Source organism: Sinomonas sp. ASV322 (genome assembly GCF_030908245.1).
Lineage (GTDB): Bacteria > Actinomycetota > Actinomycetes > Actinomycetales > Micrococcaceae > Sinomonas.
In genome coordinates this window covers 1-19130 of sequence record NZ_JAVFJJ010000012.1, presented here as the reverse complement: position 1 = coordinate 19130, position 19130 = coordinate 1, and the positions used below count along the sequence as shown (strand labels likewise).

Here is a 19130-nt window from a genome sequence, read left to right as displayed (position 1 = left end):
CCGGCGACAGGTGCGTCAGAGATCGCGGATGCTCCGGAGGGCCGCCGCCGCGAGGACGCGCACGCCGCACGAGATCGCCCCTTCGTCGACCACGAGATCGCCGCGATGCAGGTCGTACTCCTCTTCCCCCGGCACGTGGGTTCCAAGGCGGAACATCGACCCGGGGACCTCCGCGAGGAACCACGCGAAGTCTTCGCCCCCCATCGACTGGGGCGTGAGGACAACCGCGTCCTCGCCGAGCTCGGCGCGGGCGGCGGCCTCGATGAGCGCCGTCTCGTGCTCGGAGTTCACGACCGGCGGAACGCCGCGCGTGTGCTCGAGCCGCACGTCGACTCCGTACGGTGCCGCCACCTGCTCGACGACCTCGTCGAGCAGCTCGCCGGCACTGTGCCAAGCCTCCCGGTCGAGGCAGCGCATGGTCCCCGAGAGATGGCCGACGGCGGGAATTGCGTTGGGTGCCGCGCCCGCCGAGATGTGACCCCACACCATCGAGACGCCGCTCCGGACGTCGACGCGGCGTGAGAGGACGGCCGGGACGTTGATCGCGATCTGCGAGAGCGCGAAGACGAGGTCTTCCGTGAGGTGTGGCCGCGACGTGTGGCCGCCGCGGCCCTGCAGCTCGATCCGGATCGTGTCGGAGGCGGACGTGATCGAGCCGATACGCGTGCCGATCTTGCCGACCTCGATCCGCGGATCGCAATGGAGCGCCATGATGCGTGGCACGCCCGAGAGAACCCCCTGATCGATGCACGAGAGGGCGCCGCCCGGCATCGTCTCCTCGGCCGGCTGGAACACGACGCGCACGGTCGCCCCGAGCGGCTCCACGCGGTGCTGTTCGGCGAGCACGAGCGCGGCACCAAGGGCGCATGCGGTGTGGACGTCGTGGCCGCATGCATGGGTCACGCCGTGGTTGAGGGAGGCGAACGGGAGCCCCGACTCCTCGATGATGGGCAGCGCGTCGATGTCGCCGCGCAGCGCCGTCGCGATCGGGCCCTCGCCGATGTCGACCACGACGCCCGTGCCCTCGAGCCGCTTGGGCGCGAGCCCGGCGGCCTCGAGCCGCTCGACGATCCGGTCCGTCGTACGGAATTCCTGGAAGCTCAGCTCGGGGTGCGCGTGGAGGTCCCGGCGGAAGGCGATGAGCTCCGGAAGAAGGCTGTCGAGTCGGGGCCCGACAAGCGGTGTCGGGTCCGCCTCGGTCGTGTAATTGCGCACCAGATCACTCTAGCGCGAGGCGATTTGCCCAGACGGTCACCGTTCCGTCGCGTTACGGACACCCCGCTCCGCGACACTGCTAGAGCACGTCGGTGTCGCCGCTCGCCTTGAGTGCGTCGACCGCGCCCTTGACCTTCTGGGCGTGTTCCTTCGTCGTCACGAGGAGCGCGTCGGGAGTGTCGACGATGACGACGTCCTCGATCCCGATGAGCGCGATGACGCGCTTCGTGTCCGAGACGACAATGCCGCTCGCGTCCTCCGTGAAGACGCGAGCGCCCTCGCCCAGGACCGTGACAGCGTCCCCCTCGCGCGCGCTGTTGAGACGGCCGATCGCGGCGAAGTCACCGACGTCGTCCCACCGGAACGCTCCAGGCACGACGGCGACGTCCCCCGCCGCCGCGGCCGGCTCGGCGACGGCGTAATCGATCGCGATCTTGGGAAGGGTCGGCCACACGCGGGCGGTGACGTCGTCACGCTGCGGGGTGTCCCATGCCGCGGCGATCTCGGTCAGGCCCGCGTGGAGCTGGGGCTGGTTCGCCGCGAGATGTTCGAGCATGAGCGCGACCGGCGCGACGAACATGCCCGCGTTCCACAGGTATTCGCCCGAAGCGAGGTACTTCTCGGCCACCTCGAGGCTCGGCTTCTCGACGAACTCGACGACCTCCCGCGCGCTCGGCGCGCCGTCGACGTCGAGCTCCTGGCCGCCGCGGATGTAGCCGAAGCCCGTCGAGGGGTGCGTGGGCTGGATCCCGATCGTGACGATCTTGCCGCGGGCGCCGGAGGCAGCCGTGTGGATGGCCTCGAGGACGGCCGCCTGGAAGACGTCGTCCGGGCTGATGACCTGGTCCGCCGCAAACGAGCCCATGATCGTGGCCGGATTGCGTCGGTAGAGGATGGCCGCGGCGAGGCCGATCGCCGCCGCGGAGTCCTTTGGCTCGCTCTCGAGCACGAGATCGGCGGCGTCGAGTTCCGGGATCTGGTGGCACACGGCTGCGCGGTGCGCTTGCCCTGTCACGACCAGGAACCGATGCCGCGCGAGCGGCGAGAGGCGATCGTAGGTCGCGCGGATGAGCGTGCTGCCCGAGCCGGTCAGATCATGGAGGAACTTGGGTGCCGCGGCGCGCGAGAGCGGCCAAAGCCTCGTGCCCACGCCCCCGGCGGGAATGACCGCGACAAAACGGTCGAGGGCCTCGTCGCGGAGCGCCTCGGGAACAGGCAGGGATTCAGTGCTCATCGCCCCTACTGTAATGGAGCGGGCCGACTACGGAGCGAGAACTTATTGGTCCCCTCCGTGGTGGGTGTGATAATCCCCACTCCGCCTGCCGGGGAACGGCAGGCAAATTGAATAAGCTGTGGGCGAAGCCTAGATTTAGGCTGGAGCTCGACAGAGTACGCGTCCGCCAGCAGAGACGGGCGCCTTCTGCATCGGTGCCCGCGCCACCGTGTCGGTGAGTGCCCGCATCGGTGCCCGCAGGGAGGTTTATCAGTGCCGACAAAACCAGCTGGCACCCTGTACCGCGGCCGTGAAGGCATGTGGTCCTGGGTCGGGCACCGTATCACCGGTGTCGTGATCTTCTTCTTCTTGTTGGTGCATGTGCTGGACACCTCATTGGTGCGTGTGTCCCCTGACGCCTACAACGCCGTGATCGGCGAATACAAGAACCCCCTCATGGGGCTCGGCGAGACCGCCCTCGTCGCGGCGATTCTCTTCCACGCCTTCAACGGCCTGCGCATCATCGCCGTCGACTTCTGGAAGAACGGGCCGAAGTACCAGCGGCAGATGCTCTGGACGGTCCTCGGCGTGTGGGTCGTCGTCTTCGCGGGCTTCGCCATCCGCCATCTCTCGATCGTGTTCGGAGGCTGACCGCGATGAGCACCTCTTCTGACCTCCGCTTCCCGCGCAGCGCATCCACCACCGGACGGGTTGCCCCGAAGTACATCCGACACGGCAGCGGCACCCGGGGCGGGTTCGAGATGGCGGCGTGGCTCTTCATGCGCCTCTCGGGCATCGTCCTCGTCGTGCTCATCTTCGGGCACCTGTTCGTCAACCTCATGCTCGGCGACGGCGTGCACGCCATCGACTTCGGCTTCGTAGCCGGCAAGTGGGCCAGCCCGTTCTGGCAGTGGTGGGACCTCGCGATGCTGTGGCTCGCCATGCTCCACGGCACCAACGGCGTGCGGACGATCGTCAACGACTACGCGGAGCGCGCAGGCGTCCGGCTGTGGCTCCTCGTCGTCCTCTACGCGGCAGCTGCCGCGATCGTCATCCTCGGCACGCTCGTGATCTTCACGTTCGATCCGTGCCCCGTCGTCAATGGCGTCCCGACCGGCGCCGACTTCTGCCCCAAGCCGTAGCAGGCAGTCCGGACGGTGCCCGTCCGTTCACGAACGGCACCGCAGACTTGCTCGAGAGAGAGAAGCATCCAGTATGCAGGTCCACAAGTATGACGTGGTGATCGTCGGCGCCGGCGGCGCCGGCATGCGCGCGGCCATCGAGTCCGGCCAGCGCGCTCGCACTGCCGTGCTGACCAAGCTCTACCCCACGCGTTCCCACACGGGCGCGGCCCAGGGCGGCATGTGTGCCGCTCTGGCGAACGTCGAGGAAGACAACTGGGAGTGGCACACCTTCGACACGATCAAGGGCGGCGACTACCTCGTCGACCAGGACGCGGCCGAGGTCATGGCCAAGGAAGCCATCGACGCGGTCCTCGACCTCGAGAAGATGGGCCTCCCGTTCAACCGCACGCCCGAGGGCCGCATCGACCAGCGTCGCTTCGGCGGCCACACGCGTGACCATGGCAAGGCGCCCGTGCGCCGCGCGTGCTACGCCGCGGACCGCACGGGGCACATGATCCTCCAGACGCTCTACCAGAACTGCGTCAAGCACAACGTCGAGTTCTACAACGAGTACTACGTCCTCGACCTCCTCATCGTCGAAGAGGACGCAGTCCGCGAGGACGGGACGCCGTACCAGCAGAAGCGCGTGGCCGGCGTCGTGAGCTACGACCTTGCCTCCGGCGAACTGCACGTCTTCCAGGCCAAGGCCGTGGTGTTCGCCACGGGCGGCGCCGGCAAGGTCTTCAAGACGACGTCGAACGCCCACACCCTCACGGGCGACGGCATGGGCATCGCCTTCCGCCGCGGCCTCCCGCTCGAGGACATGGAATTCTTCCAGTTCCACCCGACCGGTCTGGCGGGCCTCGGCATCCTCCTTTCGGAGGCCGCTCGCGGTGAGGGCGCGATCCTGCGCAACTCGGAGGGCGAGCGCTTCATGGAGCGCTACGCGCCGACGATCAAGGACCTCGCACCGCGCGACATCGTGGCCCGTTCGATGGCCAACGAAGTCCGCGAGGGCCGCGGCGCGGGCCCCAACAAGGACTACGTGCTGCTCGATCTGACCCACCTCGAGCCCGCGCACATCGACGCGAAGCTCCCGGACATCACGGAGTTCGCCCGCACCTACCTCGGCGTCGAGCCGTACACCGAGCCGGTCCCGGTGTATCCGACTGCCCACTACGCGATGGGCGGCGTGCCGACGAACATCAAGGGCGAGGTCCTTCAGGACAACGACACGGTCGTTCCCGGGCTCTTCGCCGCCGGCGAGGTCGCGTGCGTCTCCGTGCACGGCTCGAACCGCCTCGGCACGAACTCTCTCCTCGACATCAACGTCTTCGGCAAGCGCTCCGGCATCGCCGCGGCGGAGTACGCCAAGACCGCGGAGTTCGTCGAGATCCCGGAGAACCCGGCCGCGGAGACGGTCGCGCTCCTCGACGCCGTGCGCAATTCCTCGGGCACCGAGCGGATCGCCTCGATCCGCGCGGACCTTCAGGAGACGATGGACGCGAACATGCAGGTGTTCCGCACGGCTGACTCGATCGCCACGGCCCTCGCCGACATCGAGAAGCTGCGCGAGCGGTACACGAACATCAGCATCCAGGACAAGGGCAAGCGCTTCAACCTCGATCTCCTGGAGGCCGTCGAGCTCGGCTTCCTCCTGGATCTCGCCGAGGTTATGACCGTCGCGGCCCTCCACCGCAAGGAATCACGCGGAGGCCATTACCGTGAGGACTTCCCGGACCGTGACGACGTCAACTTCATGAAGCACTCGATGCTCTACCGCGATGCGAACGCGGAGACCGAGGGCATCAAGGGCATCCGCTTCGGCACGAAGCCGGTCGTCTTCACCCGTTACGAGCCGATGGAGCGTAAGTACTGATGAGCGCGTCAACCGCAGAGCCCGCATCGAAGGTCGAGCTTCCCGCGAGCATGGGCGGCGGGGGCGAGATCCCCACGTTCGATATCACCCTCAAGGTTCGCCGCTACAACCCCGAGGTCTCGGACGAGTCGCACTGGGACGAGTTCAAGCTCACGATGTACGGCACGGACCGCGTCCTCGACGCCCTCCACAAGGCCAAGTGGGACATCGACGGCTCCCTCTCGTTCCGCCGCTCGTGCGCCCACGGCGTGTGCGGGTCCGATGCCATGCGCATCAACGGCCGCAACCGCCTCGCGTGCAAGACGCTCCTCAAGGACCTCGACACGTCCAAGCCCATCACGGTTGAGCCCATCAAGGGCCTGCCGGTGGAGAAGGACCTCATCGTGGACATGGAGCCGTTCTTCCAGTCCTACCGCGAGATCATGCCGTTCCTCATTACCAAGGGGCACGAGCCGACCAAGGAGCGCCTCCAGTCCGCGGAGGACCGCGAGCGTTTCGACGACACCACGAAGTGCATCCTGTGCGCCGCGTGCACGTCGTCCTGCCCGGTCTTCTGGACTGACGGCCAGTACTTCGGCCCGGCGGCGATCGTCAACGCGCACCGCTTCATCTTCGATTCGCGCGACGACGCCGGGGACCTCCGCCTTGAGATCCTCAACGACAAGGAGGGCGTGTGGCGGTGCCGCACGACCTTCAACTGCTCGGAGGCGTGCCCCCGCGGCATCCAGGTGACGCAGGCGATCGCCGAGGTCAAGCAGGCGATCCTCGCCCGCCAGTTCTAGCCTGACGCTCCGAAGGGGCTCCGCTGCGAAACGCAGCGGGGCCCCTTCGCGTTGTGGGCGCTAGCCCCGCGCTCCGATCACGCCGATCGCGCGGAGCATCTCGAGGTGCCACGGCTCTCGGCGCGGGCGGCGACGCGGCCGCTTGAGCTCGCCGCCGGGCGTCGCCGTCTCGCCATCCGGGGTCGGCGACGGCACGACGGCGGGCGGCTGGGCGTCGTCGGCCGGGCGGGTACCGCCGTCGTCCTCCGGCGTCGCCACGGGTGCGGGGCGCGCGCTCGGGGCCAGCCCCGAACCCGGACGCGCGGCGGCCAGGGCGCGGGAAGGCCGCCGACCGGGTCGCGCATTCCGGAAGCCCGCCATGGGACGCCGGTCGGGCACCGCCGCGTCCGCCTCGCGGATCGCCGACCAGGACGCGGACGCGAGATAGACCTGGCTCACGAGGTTGAACCAGATGAGCAGCCCAATGATGATCGCGAAAGGCGCGAGAAGAGGGTTCGCGCCCGCCCGGGCGAGGAGCTGACTGCTGAAGATCTGGAGGATCGACGTGCCGAGCCCCGCGATGAACGTTCCCTCGACCATGGCCCGTCGGCCGAGCCTGAGGCTGCCGGCGAGGCGGAACATGATGAAGGCCGTGAGCCAGTTGAGCAGGAGCGGCACGACGACGCCGATGAGCCAGCCGATCGGCTCGACGATCGCCCGATCGAGGTGCAGGAGGCCTGCGATGAAGCCGAGCGCCGCCGTGAACACGAGGCTCACCGCGGACGTCAGCACAAGGGCGACCCCCAGCAGGACGAGCGTGCCCACGTCTCTCAATCGCTGGGCGATCGCGTTGACCTTGAGGGGCGGAAGGCCCAGGATTCCACGCAGGCCGCTGCGCAGGCTTGTGATCCAGCCGAGCGACGTGAAGACGGTGACAACGGCGGCGACGACTGCCGTGAGCCCCAGTCCAGCAGGGTTGAGGAGCGCGGTGGGGTCGGCGAGGCCGTCCTTTCCGTCGACTTTGAGGAGACCGGGCGCCGACTGGGCGACGCCGTGCACGACCCGGTCGACGAGCTCGGGTTGCTCCGCAAGAACGAGACCCGCGATCGAAAAGCCCGTGGCGAGGAGGCCCAAGATCGAGAAGAACATGTTGAAGCCGATGCCCGCGCTCATGAGCGGGCCGTGCCTGAGGGTGTAGTGCTGCCACACGCGCACTGGCCGGAACGCATTGAGTCGTGCGAGGAGCCATTTCGCCAGGGCCAGGAGACTCTTGAGCCGGCCTCCGCTGGACCTGCGGGCTCGACCCCACGCCTGACGTTCGCGGAGCACGTTGAGCTTGAGTTTGGCGAGCTCGGTGGGCAGCGGCTGCTCAGGCGCCGTCGAGTTCTGACCCGTCCTGCGTCGTCGCGATTCCGCCAAAACCCAGCTCTTCCCGTAATTGCCAGAGGCCATCGGCATCGTGCTCGTACAGGCCCATGCTAGCCACGGTGAAGGTGGTGCTGTAGTTTTTCAGGGCTTCCTCGGCCGCGTCGAGGCGGTCCACCTCGACGTCGTGGGCCACCGTTACGTGCGGGTGGTACGGGAACGGAAGCTCCCTCTCGAGCGGTCCCCGCTGGAGCTCGGCGTGGAGGCGCACGCACTCCTCAAAGCCCTCGGCCACCTTGAGGAACACCACGTCGGAGACGGGACGGAACGACCCAGTCCCGGCGATCGTCACGCGGAACGGGGCCTGTCGGGACGCGATGCCGCGCACGTGGTCCGCGGCCGCGTCCCAGTCGTCCGTCGCCGTCGTCGTCACAAGCGTGATGTGGGCAGGGATCAGCTTCGCCTTGGGGTCCCCGAACGACGCGCGCCAGCCGCGCAGCTCCTCGGCGACGTCCTCCGGGAATCCAAGGATGACGCCGACGAGTGGCGGGTGACCGTCCTGAGCCCCGAGCTCCTCAGACCTGGCCTCGGTCATGGCCTCAGACGGACGCCGCGGCCGGGGCCATGGCCGGAAGGAAGCCCACCTTCCGATACACGTCGGCGAGCGTGTCGGCCGCGATCTCACGGGCCTTCGCGGCGCCGACGGCCAGGAGTCGGTCGAGCTCCGCGGGGTCCTCGAGGAGCTCCTCGGTGCGGGCCTTGACCGGGGCGAGAGCGTCGACCACGGTCTCGGCGACATCGACCTTGAGGTGCCCGTACATCTTGCCCTCGTACGAGGCGACGAGGTCGTCGATGCTCCGGCCCGTGATCGTCGAGAGGATCGTGAGGAGATTCGACACGCCGGGCTTCGTCTCGCGGTCGAAGCGGATGACGGTCTCGGTGTCCGTCACCGCCGACTTGATGCGCTTGGCCGTGACCTTCGGATCGTCGAGCAGGTTGATGAGGCCGTTGGGAGAATCCGCGGACTTCGACATCTTGGCCATCGGGTTCTGCAGATCGTAGATCTTGGCGGACGTCGGCGGAATGAGCGGCTCGGGAATCACGAAGGTCTCCCCGAACTTCGTGTTGAAGCGATGCGCGAGCGTCCGCGCGAGCTCGAGATGCTGCCGCTGGTCCTCGCCCACCGGGACGCCGTACGGCTTGTACAGCAGGATGTCGGCGGCCATGAGCATGGGGTACGTGAAGAGCCCCGCGCTCGCCACGTCCTGGCCCTGGCGGGCCATCTTGTCCTTGAACTGCGTCATGCGGGAGGCCTCGCCGAAGCCCGTGAAGCACATGAGGACCCACGCGAGCTGAGCGTGCTCCACGACGTGCGACTGCACGAACAGCGTCGACCTCTCGAGGTCGATCCCGCCTGCGAGGTATTGCGCCGCCGTGAGGCGAGTGCGGTGCCGGAGCTCCGCGGGGTCCTGCGGGACCGTGATCGCGTGGAGGTCCGGGATGAAGTAGTAGCAGTCGTACTGGTCCTGGAGCTTGACCCAGTTCACGAGCGCGCCCAGATAGTTCCCGAGATGGAGCGAGTCGCCGGAGGGCTGCATGCCGGAGAGGAGCCGCTGGCGTCCCGCAGGGGCGTTCGACGGCGGAGTGGAGTCAGTCATGTCGAGGTCTTCCGAGATCTAAAGCTTGTAGTCGATGACGAGCGGGGCATGGTCCGAGAACCGCGTGTCCCACGCGGTGGCGCGGTCGACGACGGCGATCTTCGCCGCCGCGGCAAGCGCCGGCGTCGCCATCTGGTAGTCGATGCGCCACCCGGCGTCGTTGTCGAACGCGCGGCCGCGCTGCGACCACCACGTGTAGGGGCCGTCCATCGGCCCGGAGAGGTCACGGTGGACGTCCTTCCACCCGATCTCCTCGCCGAAGAAGCGGTCGAAGTACGCGCGCTCCTCGGGGAGGAAGCCCGCCCGCTTCTGGTTCGCCTTCCAGTTGCGGATGTCGAACGGCGTGTGCCCCACGTTGAGGTCGCCCACGACGAGCGCGTAGTCGCTCAGCTGTGCGAGTTCGGGGAGGCGCTTGATCATGACTTCGAGGAAGCGGTATTTGTCGACTTGCTTCGGCGTATCCACCTCACCCGAATGCACGTACGCGCTCACGACCGTGAGCTGCTTTCCGCCGTCGAGCGCGAAATCTGCCTCGACCCAGCGGCCCGCCGCCGCGAAGTAGTCGTCGCCGATGCCCACCCGGGTCGCCGTCGGCTCCTTCCGGGAAACCACCGCGACGCCCGCACGCCCCTTGTCCTCGGCCTCGGCGTGGAGGATGAACCAGCCTTCGAAGATCTCGTTGACGACGTCGTCCGGCGCACGGACCTCCTGAAGGCACAGGATGTCGAGGTCGCGGGGCTCGAGCCATTCCGGCATCCCCTTGCGCCACGCCGCGCGCAGCCCGTTCACGTTGACGGTGGCGATGCGCAGCGCCCCGTCCTTGGGCGCATACGCTGTGGCAGTGGCGGCGGCTGTGGTGGCAGCTTCGAGGGTCACCTAGACACTCTACCCTTCGTCGACGACCGTCCCCGAGACGGGCTCCCCGCCGTCGGGGCGGAGCATGTCACGCGCGTTGGCCGCGGTGATCTGGATGGTCTCGAGGGCGCGGGCGACCCGTTCGGGATCCGTCCCGAGGTTCTCGCGGACCACGCGCTCCTGCACCTGGATGATCTTGAACGAGTGGTCGAGCTTGAGGTCGCGGACGTCGTCGACCGTCCGGGCCTCGCTCGCGCTTTCCGACGCCATCGACGGCGCTCGGCCGCCGAACTGCCGCGCGGCCTCCTCGAAACGGGCTTGGGCCCGTCGCCCTGCTCCGCGCACCGTCGCGAAGACGAAGACCGCGAACAGCAGCCAGCCGAGCGAGATGACCGCCACGATCCAGCCGATGACCTCGTTCCGGTTCGCGGCGAAGATCACGGCGACGAGGAAGGCAAGAACGAGCACGGACAGGCCGAGCGCGCCGACGCGGAACCCCGAGCGCGTCGGGGTGGGGTTCTGTGAGCCGAGGGACTGCATGGAAGCCATTCTCCCAGACGTCCCGGGCCCCTTTCGCGGCGCCGCCCTCGTGGTCAGCGGAGGAACAGGGCGCGCAGGCGGCGAGTCGTGAACGCGAGGCCGACGACGATCATCACGAGGTAGTACGCGAGGTGCACGAGCGTGGCCGGGCTGAACGCGCCGATGCTGATCTGCCGCATGAGCTCCACCCCGTGCCAGAGGGGGAAAGCCTCAACGATCCACTGGATGGGTGCGGGATAGACGCTGAGCGGATAGAACGTCGCCGAGAAAAGGAACATCGGCAGCATGACGAACGTGATGATGTCCATCTGCTGGAACGTCTTCATGTAGCTCGTGATCGCCATGCCGAAGCTTGCAAAGCCGAACGCCACCATGACGGACGTCGGGACGAGGAGCAGCGCCCACGGCGTCGTGATGAGGCCCATGATGCCCATGACCCCCGTGAACCCCAGCGCGTAGAGGAAGCCCCGGAAGAGCGCCAGCGCGATCTCCCCCACCGCGATGTCGAACGGACCGAGCGACGTGTACAGCATGCTCTGGTAGAGCTTTCCGAAGTGCATCTTGAAGAAGATGTTCCACGTCGAGTCGTAGATCGCCCCGTTCATCGCCGAAACCGCAAGCAGCGCCGGGGCGATGTACGCCGCGTAGCTGATCGGCGCGCCGCCCGGCCCGTCCACGGCACCCACGAGCCTGCCGAGGCCCACGCCCATCGAGAGCAGGTAGAAGACGGGCTCGAAGAAGCCCGAGACGAGGATGATCCAGTTCTGGCTCCTGATCACGCGGGCACCACGCTCGATCACGGCACGGGCATTGCGCGAATAGAGCGCGCCGAGGGGCCGCTCGTCGGCGGACAGGACGTAGTCGTCGTCGGTCAGGGCCTTCATGCGTCCATTCGCTTCGTGTAGCTGCGGCGCGCCAAGACGATCCCGAGGACGACGAGGACCGCGAGATACGCGATGTGGACGACGACGAGCCACGCGGGCTCGCTCGCGCCGATCGAGACGAGCCGCCCGAGCTGATTGCCGTGCCACAGGGGCGAGATCCACCCGATCCACTGCATCGCGGCGGGCATGGTCTCGAGCGGATAGAACGTCCCCGAGAACAGGAAGAGCGGCATGATGACGAATCGCTGGATCATGGAGAACTGGAAGTTCTCCTTCTGGATGCTCGCTGCGTAGGCCATGAGAGGCGTCCCGAACGCCATGCCCGCGAGGACGCCCACGGGAACGAGCAGCCAGGCCATCGGGCTCAGGGCCGCGCCGAACGCAAGCATGATGAGGAAGAACACCGTGCACTGGACCAAGAGGCGCACGCTGACCGCCATGACGTGCCCGAGGGCGAGCTGGCCGGGAACGAGTGGCGTCACGTGGGGCCCGTAGTAGACGCGGCGCCATTTGAAGCCGTCCATGACGGGGAACATCATCTCGTTCGCGCACGTCATGACGGCACTCGAGACGAGCAGCGCCGGAGCCGCGAACGCGAGGTAGCCGATGCCCTCGAAGTGCGTCGACTGGCTGCGATCCACGATGGTCGCGAGTCCGACTCCCATCGAGAACAGGTAGAGGAGCGGATTGCCCACGCTCGTGACCACGATCGTGACGAGATACGCGCGCATCCCGCGGAGCATGTGCTCCATGAAGTAGAACGAGCCCCAGCGCCTCGCCCGCGCCGCCGAGACTTCCGGCGCATGGGCGTGGAGGCGTTCGGACCGGACCTCAGTCAACGAGAGACCGTCCCGTCAGCCTGAGGAAGACGTCCTCGAGCGACGCGCGCCGGACGAGGGACGTCACGGGGTGCAGCCCGCGGTTCCGGATCTGCTCAAGGGACCCCTCGCCGTCGTCCGTGTAGACCAGAATCCGGTCCGGAAGGGCCTCAAGCCGCTCCCCCACCCCGTCAAGGCGCGGGACGACGGCGGCATTGCGGTCCGCGCCGAAGCGCACCTCGAGCACTTCCCGGCTCGAGTGCTCGCGGATGAGCGCGGTCGGCGAGCCCTCGGCCATGATCTTGCCTTTGTCCACGACGATGAGCCGGTCGCACAGCTGCTCGGCCTCGTCCATGTAGTGCGTCGTGAGGACGAGCGTGACGCCCTGCTCCTTGAGCCGGAACAGCCGGTCCCACAGGACGTGCCGCGCCTGGGGGTCGAGGCCCGTGGTCGGCTCGTCGAGGAGGAGGATCTTCGGCTCGTTGATGAGCGAGCGCGCGATCGTGAGCCGTCGCTTCATGCCGCCCGAAAGGGAGTCGACGCGAGCTTTGGCCTTGTCCTCGAGCTGGGCGAACTCGAGCAGTTCGTCGGCCCGCTGCTCGAGGTACGCCCGCGGGAGCCCGAAGTACCGGCCGTACACAATGAGGTTGTCCCGGACACGCAGCTCCTCGTCGAGGTTGTCCTGCTGCGGCACGACGCCGAGGTGCGCACGGACTTCCGGACCCTGGTGCTCGGGGTCGAGGCCCATGATGTCGAGGTGCCCTGAGGTGCGCTGGGTGACGCCGCCGATCATCCGCATCGTCGTGGATTTTCCGGCGCCGTTGGGGCCGAGCAGGCCGAATGACTCGCCGGCGGGAACGTCGAAGCTGATCCCATCGACGGCGTTGAAATCGCCGTAGGTCTTGACGAGATCGCGTGCGCTGATCACCCGACGGCGCATCGCCCGCACCCCGGCCACTGCGATCCCCCCAGAGCTGTCTGGTGCTTGTTGTGACACTCATCGCACACTAGTCGACAGCCATGGCACGGGGAAGGGATTTTGCGGATTTTCTGCAACGGCTCTTTCATAACGATCCTGTCGCGACCGTCTCCGAGCCCGGCCATTCGACTGCTCGACGCGTTGTTGCCCCGCAGGGGCCGAGCGTAGCGTGAAATGCGTCACACCCCAGCAAGGAGGATCCCATGAGCACGCGAATTTCCCGTCGGAAGAGCGTCGCAGTCGCCGCCGCCGTCGCCCTGCTCGCGTTGACGGGCGTTCAGGCCGCGGTCGCCAACCCAGGCGGCGTCCCGGCCATCCCGCTCAACTCGGAACAGGAGACCACGGGCTCGACGAGCGACGCCTCCGGCTTCTTCAGTTTCACGATCAACGGAACCCAGTTCTGCTACACACTTGAGGTCCGCGACCTCACGGGGCCGGCCTTCGGAGCGCACGTCCATGTGGCGCCGCGCAACGTCCCGGGCCCGATCGTCATCCCGCTCACCGTCGGCGCCGGCACGACGTGGACTTCGAGCGCATGCAAGACGGTCAGCGCGAGCCTGCTTTCGGCCATCACCGCGGATCCGGACGCGTACTACGTCAACGTCCACACCCACATGTGGCCCGGTGGCGAGATCCGGGGGCAGCTCAAGTAGACCTCAACGGTTGCGCCGCCACCTCACGCGGGTCTTAACCCTGCGGAGGTGACGGCGCAGCGCGAGACACAGACGCCGCCTCAGCCTCGGGCGGCGACCCGCTCGGCGGCCTCGACCACATTGGTCATCAGCAGGGCCACCGTCATGGGGCCCACGCCCCCGGGGTTCGGCGACAGGTAGCCGGCCACGTCGGCGACGCGCGGATCGACATCGCCGTAGACCTTCGGCCTGCCGCCCTCGGGGTCGTCCTCACGGGTCACGCCGACGTCGAGCACGGCCGCACCAGGCTTGACGTCCTCGGGCTTGACGATGTGCTTGACGCCCGCGGCCGCGACGATGACGTCAGCCTTCCGCAGGTGCTCCGAGAGGTCGCGCGTGCCGGTGTGCGTGAGCGTGACCGTCGCGTTGATCTCACGCCGCGTGAGCAGGAGCGGGATCGAGCGGCCGATCGTCACACCGCGCCCCACGACCACCACGTGCTTGCCCTTGAGGTCGTAGCCGTTGCGCACCAGCAGCTCGATGACCCCGCGCGGCGTGCACGGAAGCGGCGTCTCGATCTTGCCGTTGACGTTGAGCACGAGCCGCCCGAGGTTGGTCGGGTGGAGCCCGTCGGCGTCCTTGGCCGGGTCGATGCGCTCGAGGATCGCGTCGGTGTCAAGGTGCTTCGGCAGCGGCAGCTGCACGATGTAGCCGTGGCACGTGGGGTCCGCGTTGAGCTCGTCGATGAGGGCCTCGACTTGCTCCTGCGTCGCGTCCGCGGGCAGTTCCTTCTGGATCGAGTTCATCCCGATCGCGAGGGACTGCTTGTGCTTCATGCCCACGTACAGCTGCGAGGCCGGGTCGGCGCCTACGAGCACCGTCGCGATGCCCGGAGTGATGCCCTTGGCTTTGAGGGCCGCGACCCGCTCCGTAAGCTCGGCCTTGATGGCCGCCGAGGCGGCCTTGCCATCAAGAACGACGGCTGCTCCGTCTACATGCGACGTCATCGTGCCGCTCACCACTCCTCGTGGCCCGGGTAGAGGGGGAAGTCGGCGGCAAGCTTGTCGACGCGGGCTCGGAGGGCGGCAAGGGCGCTCTCGGCAAGGCCAGCACCGCCCTTGAGGGCCGTTGCGATGATGTCCGCGACCTCGGTGAACTCGGTCGCGCCGAAGCCGCGCGTCGCGAGGGCCGGCGTGCCGATGCGCAGGCCGGACGTGACCATCGGCGGGCGCGGGTCGAACGGGACGGCGTTGCGGTTCACCGTGATGCCGACCTCGTGGAGGAGATCCTCGGCCTGCTGGCCGTCGAGCTGCGAGTTGCGCAGGTCGACGAGAACGAGGTGCACGTCCGTGCCGCCCGTGAGAACCGAGACGCCCGCGTCTGCGACGTCCTTCTGGTTGAGGCGGTCCGCGATGATGCGGGCACCCTCGAGGACGCGCTCTTGGCGCTCCTTGAACTCCGCCGAACCGGCAATCTTGAACGCGACGGCCTTGGCGGCGATGACGTGCATGAGCGGGCCGCCCTGCTGACCCGGGAAGACGTTCGAATTGAGCTTCTTGCCGAACTCCTCCTTCGCCAGGATCACGCCGGAGCGCGGGCCCGCGAGGGTCTTGTGCACGGTCGAGGTCACGACGTGCGAGTCCGGGACCGGGCTCGGGTGGAGGCCCGCCGCGACGAGGCCCGCGAAGTGCGCCATGTCGGTCCAGAGGTAGGCGCCGACCTCGTCCGCGATCGAGCGGAACGCGGCGAAGTCGAGGTGGCGCGGGTACGCGGACCAGCCGGCGATGATGACGTTCGGGCGCTCGGCAAGGGCCTGCTCGCGCAGCTTGTCCATGTCGACGCGGAACGTGTCGGGCTCGACCTGGTACGCGGCGACCTCGTAAAGCTTGCCCGAGAAGTTGAGCTTCATGCCGTGCGTGAGGTGGCCGCCGTGCGCGAGCGAGAGGCCGAGGATCTTGTCGCCCGGGTTGATGAGGGCCGAGAGGGCGGCGGCGTTGGCCTGCGCGCCCGAGTGCGGCTGGACGTTCGCGAACTCGGCCCCGAAGAGCTCCTTGACGCGGGAGATCGCGAGGTTCTCGGCCACGTCGACGTACTCGCACCCGCCGTAGTAGCGCCGGCCCGGGTAGCCCTCGGCGTACTTGTTCGTGAGAACAGAGCCCTGCGCCTCCATGACGGCGCGCGGCGCGAAGTTCTCGGAGGCGATCATCTCGAGCGTGCCGCGCTGGCGGCCCAGCTCCTGCTCGAGAACGGCCGCGATCTCGGGATCGACGTCGGCGAGGGGGAGGTTGCTGACGGAGGACACGGTGGGATTCGTGGTGGTCACGGGAATCTCCTGGATTGGGCTCGGCTGCTACTGGTCAGGCTACCGGCCGCCCCACCCCGGCTGGAACTTGCGTTCGGGGCATGACGACGCGGCGTGCTCGACCCCCGGCCCAGGCGTACGACCCGCGGTGTCCCGTGTGCGCTGCTTCCGCCGGACTCGCCCGACGCCACAGCGCGCGCCGCTCCCCGGTGGTGACCCACCCAACGCCAGTCGCGACAGGCCAAGTCTAGCGTGGCCGAACGGGGAACAGTCGAGCGAGTCGCGCGGTTACAAGGTTAGTTGACACGTCAGGAAAGGTTGGGATGGAAGCGCTCAAGGCGGTCGTGATCGGCGCGGGGCAGGCCGGGCTCAGCGCCGCGTATTGGCTTCAGCGCAAGGGCCTGCGCGCGTGGGAGGACTATGTGGTCCTCGACGCGAACGAGGGTCCTGGCGGCGCATGGCGGCACCGCTGGCCGTCCCTCACGTTCGACGCCGCACATGGCCTGCATCCCCTGCCCGGGCTCCCCCTCGAGGCGCCCGACCCGCACGAGCCGAGCTCCGCCGTCGTCAGCCGCTACTACGGCGCGTACGAGCGCGAGTTTGCGCTGCCCGTCGTGCGGCCGGCGCGCGTCGCCTCGGTGACGCACGCGAACGACGACGAAGCCTTCCTCGTGCGCGCGGACGACGGCCGCGAGTGGCTGGCCGGTTCGACCGCCGAAGCCAGTCCTCTCCTCGTGCGTACGGACGACAGTAGGTCTTGGGTAGCCAACACAGTCATCAGCGCCACCGGGACGTGGGACCGCCCGCACTGGCCGCACTACCCGGGCCAGGAGACGTTCCGCGGCCGCCAGCTGCACACGCACGACTTCCGCAGCGCCGACGAGTTCCGCGGGCAGCGGGTGCTCGTCGTGGGAGGTGGCACGTCCGCGCTGCAGTTCCTGCTCCAGCTCGACGCGGCCGGCGCCACGACGTTCTGGTCCACCCGCCGCCCGCCCGACTTCCGCGCGGTGACGTTCGACGCGAACTGGGGCGTCGACGTCGAACGCCGTGTCAACGAACGCACGCGCGCGGGGCTGCCGCCGCTCAGCGTCGTCGCGGCGACCGGCCTGCCGCTCAGTGCGCAGTACCGGGCCGGGATCGACTCGGGGGTCCTCGTGTCGCGCGGCCCGATCGAGCGCATCACGCCCGACGGCGCCGTCCTCGCCGATGGCGCGGCGCCTCGACTCGACGCGATCCTGTGGGCCACGGGCTTTCGGGCGTCACTCGGGCACCTCGCGCCGCTGCGGCTGCGCGAGCCGGGCGGCGGGGTGCTCATGGGCGACGACGGCGTGAGCGTCGTGCGCGAACCGCGATTATTCCTCGTGGGGTACGGCGCGTCCGCCTCGACCATAGGGGCCACGCGCGCGGGGCGGGCGGCCGCCGTCGCCGCGGTCAAGCGGCTTGAAGGGCTCCGGGAGCCGGCGACCGTCTAGGCCTAATACCCTAGGAGGCGTGGAACGCAACTCCTTCATCGTGACGCTCTCCTGCCCGGACCGACCCGGGATCGTGCACGCCGTCTCCGGCGCCCTGCTCGAGGCGGGCTGCAACATCGTCGAATCGCGCCAGTACGAGAGCCGCGAGACCGGCACGTTCTTCATGCGCATCACGGTCGAGACGGCCGCTTCGCAGGCCGAGCTCGAAGGCTCCCTCGTGCCCGTCGCCGAGGCCTTCGGCATGAAGCTCGGACTGTTCACCGACGGCGAGCCTGTGCGCACGCTCATCATGTGCTCGAAGGACGGCCGCACGCTCAACGACCTCCTCTTCCAGCAGAGGACGGGGACGCTCCCGATCGAGGTTCCCGTGATCGTCTCGAACCACACCGAGCTCGCTCCCATGGCCGAGTTCTACGGCGTTCCCTTCGTGCACCTTCCCGTCACGTCCGCAACCAAGGAGGAGGCCGAGGCGAAGCTGCTCGCCCTCGTCGAGGAGCACGGGATCGAGCTCGTCGTGCTGGCGAGGTATATGCAGATCCTCTCGGACGACCTCTGCCGCGCGCTCGAGGGCCGCGCGATCAACATCCATCACTCGTTCCTGCCCTCGTTCAAGGGCGCGAAGCCGTACCACCAGGCCCACGCGCGCGGCGTCAAGATCATCGGCGCGACGGCGCATTACGTCACCGCGGCGCTCGACGAGGGGCCGATCATCGAGCAGGAGGTCATCCGCGTCGACCATGCCAAAACGCCCGAGCAGTTCGTGCAGCTCGGACGCGACGTCGAGGGCCGGACGCTGTGCCGCGCGGTGCAGTGGCACGCCGAGCATCGCGTGCTGCTCGACGGGACGCGGACGGTCGTCTTCGACTGACCCTCCTCTCCCTCCAAGGGTCACGTCCCGCGGGTCCCGAACCATCCAGGGGTCACGTCCCGCGGGTCCCGAACCATCCAGGGCGCACGTCCCGCGGGTCCCGAACCATCCAGGGGTCACGTCCCGCGGGTCCCGCACCATCCAGGGGTCACGTCCCGCGGGTCCCGCACCATCCAGGGGTCACGTCCCGCGGGTCCCGAACCATCCAGGGCGCACGTCAGCGTGCTGACCCACGGGGGGGGTGTGACCCTTGGAGCGAAGCCGCGGCGCCGCCGTCGTCCGTTGGCCCCCCCAAACGCTCCCCCACCCACGGGAGGTGACCCCCAAACGCTCCCCCACCCACGGGAGGTGACCCTTGGAGCGAAGCCGCGGCGCCGCCGTCGTCCGTTGGCCCCCCCAAACGCTCCCCCACCCACGGGAGGTGACCCCCAAACGATCCGCCACCCGCGGGAAGTGACCCCCAAACGCTCCCCCACCCACGGGAGGTGACCCCCAAACGATCCGCCACCCGCGGGAAGTGACCCCCAAACGCTCCCCCACCCACGGGAAGTGACCCCAAACGCTC

The 19130-nt window shown here is 68.4% G+C and carries 19 protein-coding genes; 7 read left to right on the top strand and 12 right to left on the bottom strand.

Annotation, left to right across the window (positions count from 1 at the left end; all coding sequences use genetic code 11):
• Nucleotides 1-15: 15 nt before the first annotated feature.
• Nucleotides 16-1215 (bottom strand): amidohydrolase, encoded by a 1200-nt coding sequence (locus RBS12_RS15020; protein WP_307966940.1) that lies wholly within the window; start codon nt 1213-1215, stop codon nt 16-18.
• A 79-nt stretch (nt 1216-1294) separates the two neighbouring features.
• Nucleotides 1295-2449: a sugar phosphate nucleotidyltransferase gene (locus RBS12_RS15015; protein WP_307966938.1), complete on the bottom strand. Its 1155-nt coding sequence runs from the start codon at nt 2447-2449 to the stop codon at nt 1295-1297.
• Between the two features lie 252 nt (nt 2450-2701).
• On the opposite strand from RBS12_RS15015, the gene sdhC reads away from it, so the two are divergent.
• From sdhC to RBS12_RS14995, 4 genes are all read left to right on the top strand, one after another.
• The gene (gene sdhC, locus RBS12_RS15010; RefSeq protein WP_307966937.1) at nt 2702-3079 is read left to right on the top strand and encodes a succinate dehydrogenase, cytochrome b556 subunit; all 378 of its coding nucleotides are present in this window, start codon (nt 2702-2704) and stop codon (nt 3077-3079) included.
• Between the two features lie 5 nt (nt 3080-3084).
• On the top strand, nt 3085-3570 hold the full coding sequence (locus RBS12_RS15005; RefSeq protein WP_307966936.1) for a succinate dehydrogenase hydrophobic membrane anchor subunit: 486 nt from the start codon (nt 3085-3087) through the stop codon (nt 3568-3570).
• A 73-nt stretch (nt 3571-3643) separates the two neighbouring features.
• Nucleotides 3644-5431, top strand: a complete 1788-nt coding sequence (sdhA, locus tag RBS12_RS15000) for a succinate dehydrogenase flavoprotein subunit (protein WP_307966935.1) — start codon at nt 3644-3646, stop codon at nt 5429-5431.
• Nucleotides 5431-6213 carry a succinate dehydrogenase iron-sulfur subunit gene (locus RBS12_RS14995; RefSeq protein WP_307966934.1) on the top strand — a complete coding sequence of 261 codons (783 nt, stop codon included), beginning with the start codon at nt 5431-5433 and terminating at the stop codon, nt 6211-6213. Before sdhA ends, RBS12_RS14995 begins: the two co-directional genes overlap by 1 nt.
• A gap of 60 nt (nt 6214-6273) precedes the next feature.
• Here the strand turns inward: RBS12_RS14995 and RBS12_RS14990 are convergent, their stop codons facing one another.
• Genes RBS12_RS14990 through RBS12_RS14955 form a run of 8 tightly spaced genes read right to left on the bottom strand, consistent with a single transcriptional unit; the run spans nt 6274 to nt 13252 of the window.
• Nucleotides 6274-7644, bottom strand: coding sequence for a YihY/virulence factor BrkB family protein (locus RBS12_RS14990; RefSeq protein ID WP_307966933.1), 1371 nt, complete (start codon nt 7642-7644; stop codon nt 6274-6276).
• Complete coding sequence (locus tag RBS12_RS14985; RefSeq protein WP_307966932.1) at nt 7562-8152, bottom strand: 2'-5' RNA ligase family protein; 591 nt, start codon at nt 8150-8152, stop codon at nt 7562-7564. Before RBS12_RS14985 ends, RBS12_RS14990 begins: the two co-directional genes overlap by 83 nt.
• A gap of 4 nt (nt 8153-8156) precedes the next feature.
• Nucleotides 8157-9215, bottom strand: coding sequence for a tryptophan--tRNA ligase (gene trpS, locus RBS12_RS14980; RefSeq protein ID WP_307966931.1), 1059 nt, complete (start codon nt 9213-9215; stop codon nt 8157-8159).
• 18 nt (nt 9216-9233) lie between these two features.
• The gene (locus RBS12_RS14975; protein ID WP_373886530.1) at nt 9234-10091 is read right to left on the bottom strand and encodes an exodeoxyribonuclease III; all 858 of its coding nucleotides are present in this window, start codon (nt 10089-10091) and stop codon (nt 9234-9236) included.
• Between the two features lie 9 nt (nt 10092-10100).
• Nucleotides 10101-10610 carry a hypothetical protein gene (locus RBS12_RS14970; RefSeq protein WP_307966930.1) on the bottom strand — a complete coding sequence of 170 codons (510 nt, stop codon included), beginning with the start codon at nt 10608-10610 and terminating at the stop codon, nt 10101-10103.
• 53 nt (nt 10611-10663) lie between these two features.
• On the bottom strand, nt 10664-11494 hold the full coding sequence (locus RBS12_RS14965) for an ABC transporter permease (RefSeq protein WP_307966929.1): 831 nt from the start codon (nt 11492-11494) through the stop codon (nt 10664-10666).
• On the bottom strand, nt 11491-12333 hold the full coding sequence (locus RBS12_RS14960; protein ID WP_307966928.1) for an ABC transporter permease: 843 nt from the start codon (nt 12331-12333) through the stop codon (nt 11491-11493). The genes RBS12_RS14965 and RBS12_RS14960 overlap by 4 nt, the downstream gene beginning before the upstream one ends.
• A complete protein-coding gene (locus RBS12_RS14955; RefSeq protein ID WP_307967037.1) occupies nt 12326-13252 on the bottom strand; it encodes an ABC transporter ATP-binding protein in 927 nt (308 codons plus the stop codon). The genes RBS12_RS14960 and RBS12_RS14955 overlap by 8 nt, the downstream gene beginning before the upstream one ends.
• A gap of 242 nt (nt 13253-13494) precedes the next feature.
• Here RBS12_RS14955 and RBS12_RS14950 point away from each other — a divergent pair, with 242 nt between their 5' ends.
• Nucleotides 13495-13944, top strand: a complete 450-nt coding sequence (locus RBS12_RS14950; RefSeq protein WP_307966927.1) for a CHRD domain-containing protein — start codon at nt 13495-13497, stop codon at nt 13942-13944.
• Nucleotides 13945-14024: 80 nt separating this feature from the next.
• Here the strand turns inward: RBS12_RS14950 and RBS12_RS14945 are convergent, their stop codons facing one another.
• Entirely contained in the window at nt 14025-14930 is a 906-nt protein-coding gene (locus RBS12_RS14945; protein ID WP_307967036.1) for a bifunctional methylenetetrahydrofolate dehydrogenase/methenyltetrahydrofolate cyclohydrolase, read from the bottom strand.
• A gap of 8 nt (nt 14931-14938) precedes the next feature.
• A complete protein-coding gene (gene glyA, locus RBS12_RS14940) occupies nt 14939-16246 on the bottom strand; it encodes a serine hydroxymethyltransferase (RefSeq protein WP_307966926.1) in 1308 nt (435 codons plus the stop codon).
• 302 nt (nt 16247-16548) lie between these two features.
• On the opposite strand from glyA, the gene RBS12_RS14935 reads away from it, so the two are divergent.
• Nucleotides 16549-17697: an NAD(P)-binding domain-containing protein gene (locus tag RBS12_RS14935; RefSeq protein WP_307966925.1), complete on the top strand. Its 1149-nt coding sequence runs from the start codon at nt 16549-16551 to the stop codon at nt 17695-17697.
• Nucleotides 17698-17716: 19 nt separating this feature from the next.
• Complete coding sequence (gene purU / locus RBS12_RS14930) at nt 17717-18565, top strand: formyltetrahydrofolate deformylase (protein WP_307966924.1); 849 nt, start codon at nt 17717-17719, stop codon at nt 18563-18565.
• Nucleotides 18566-19130: the final 565 nt, after the last annotated feature.